2 protein-coding genes are annotated in these 2,172 nt (G+C 64.7%); both read right to left on the bottom strand.

The window, feature by feature from the left end:
* Window positions 1-1,181 (bottom strand): acyl-CoA dehydrogenase family protein (locus E0504_RS46470; protein WP_112109271.1); only part of this gene is annotated, 1,181 nt, incomplete at its 3' end.
* A gap of 49 nt (window positions 1,182-1,230) precedes the next feature.
* On the bottom strand, window positions 1,231-2,172 hold a 942-nt coding region (locus E0504_RS46465), incomplete at its 5' end, for a CoA ester lyase (protein ID WP_235015056.1).

The raw sequence follows: 2,172 nt of genomic DNA, 5'->3' as shown, positions 1-2,172 counted from the left end.
TCCTTGAGCAGGGCGCGGCTGATGATGCGCTTCTGCACCTCGGACGTCCCCTCGCCGATGAGCATGAACGGGGCCTCCCGGTAGAGGCGCTCGATCTCGTACTCCTTGGAGTACCCGTAGCCACCGTGGATCCGGAACGACTCGGTGGTCACCTCATGGCAGTACTCACTGGCCAGATACTTGGCCATCCCGGCCTCGACGTCGTTACGCTGCCCGCTGTCCTTCTTACGCGCGGCGTTGACCATCATGAGATGACCCGCCTCGACCTTGGTCGCCATGTCCGCGAGCTTGAACGCGATCGCCTGATGATCAGCGATCTGATGACCGAACGTCCGCCGCTGCTGAGCGTAGGCGATCGCCAGCTCGAACGCCCGGATCATGATCCCGCAGGCGCGGGCCGCGACATTGACCCGCCCGACCTCCACCCCGTCCATCATCTGGTAGAAACCACGACCCGCCGCCCCCGGACCACCCAGGATCGAACCCGCCGACGCCCGATGACCATCCAGGATCATCTCCGTGGTCTCGACACCCTTGTACCCGAGCTTCTCCAGCTTCCCCGGAATCGTGATACCACCGTCGGTACCGAACCCCGGCTCCTTCTCCAACAGGAACGTCGTCATGTTCCGATAGACCGACTCCGCACCCTCATCCGTCTTCACCAACGTCGCGACCAGACCGGCACGGGCACCGTTGGTCAGCCACATCTTCTGCCCGGTGATCGTGTACTCGTCGCCGTCACGGTCAGCCCGGGTCGTGATCGCCGACACATCCGAACCACACCCCGGCTCACTCATCGAGAACGCCCCCCGCAGCTCACCGGTCGCCATCCGCGGCAACAACCGCTCCCGCTGCTCATCGGTACCGTGCTGCAGCACCAGATACGCCACGATGAAATGAGTGTTGATCACCCCGGACACACTCATCCACCCACGGGCGATCTCCTCCACCACCAGCGCGTACGTCAGCAACGACTCACCGAGACCGCCGTACTCCTCCGGGATCGTGATCCCGAACAGGCCCATCTCCTTCATCGCCTCGACGATCGCCTCGGGATACTCGTCCTTACGCTCAAGATCGCCCGCGTTCGGCAGAATCTCCCTGTCCACGAACGACCGCACCGCCGCGAGGATGTCGGACTGCACCTCGGTCAGCCCGTCGGTCTGCGCGATCCTGCCCATAGCGGCTCCTGTGTCCTTGAGGTCTCGACGGGGAAACAGCCAGACCGGGTCAGCCGGCCGGCGGCTCGAAACGGGCGGTACGCGCCATACCCGCGGCACGACCCTTGCCCGCGATCACCTCGGCCATCTTCCGGCTCGCCTCATCGATCATCTCGTCCCCGAGCATCACCGCGCCCCGCAGCCCACCCTCATCCGAGGTGTGCCAGGCATAGGCATCCAGGATCAGCTCGGCGTGGTCGTAATCCTCCTGCCGGGGGGCGTACACCTCGTTCGCGGCGTCGATCTGCCCCGGATGCAGCACCCACTTACCGTCATAACCCAACGCCGCGGACTTCTTCGCCACCCCACGGAACGCCTCCACATCCCGGATCTGCAGGAACGGCCCGTCGATCGCCTGCACCCCCCGTGCCCGCGCCGCCTCCAGGATCTTGAACAGCACGTAGTGGAACGGGTCCCCCGGATAATCCGGGTTCAGCGCACCCACCACCAGGGACGGCATGTTCATCGACGCCATGAAATCCGCCGGACCAAAGATGATCGTCTCGATCCGCGGGCTGGCGAACGCGATCTCCTTCACGTTCGACAGACCCAGCGCGTTCTCGATCTGCGCCTCGATACCGATCCGCCCGACCTCGAAACCCATCACCTCCTCGATCTGCGTCAGCAGCAGATCCAGCCACTGCACCTGCGCGGCGGTCTGCACCTTCGGCAGCATCACACAGTCCAGGTTCGCCCCCGCGCCCTCGACCACGGTCACGACATCACGGTAGGTCCACTTCGTCGTCAGGTCATTGACCCGCACGACCCGGGTCTTACCCGCCCAGTCACCCTCGTTCAACACCGACACGACGTTCCCCCGCGCCGACTCCTTCGCCCCCGGAGCGACCGAGTCCTCCAGATCACAGAAGATCTGGTCGGCAGGAAGCCCCTGCGCCTTACCCAACATCTTCACGTTCGAAGCCGGAACAGCCAGACACGACCGGCGAGCACG

The organism is Parafrankia sp. BMG5.11 (genome assembly GCF_004337455.1).
Note: the sequence above shows the minus strand (reverse complement) of the source record. Positions and strands in the feature narration are given on the sequence as shown.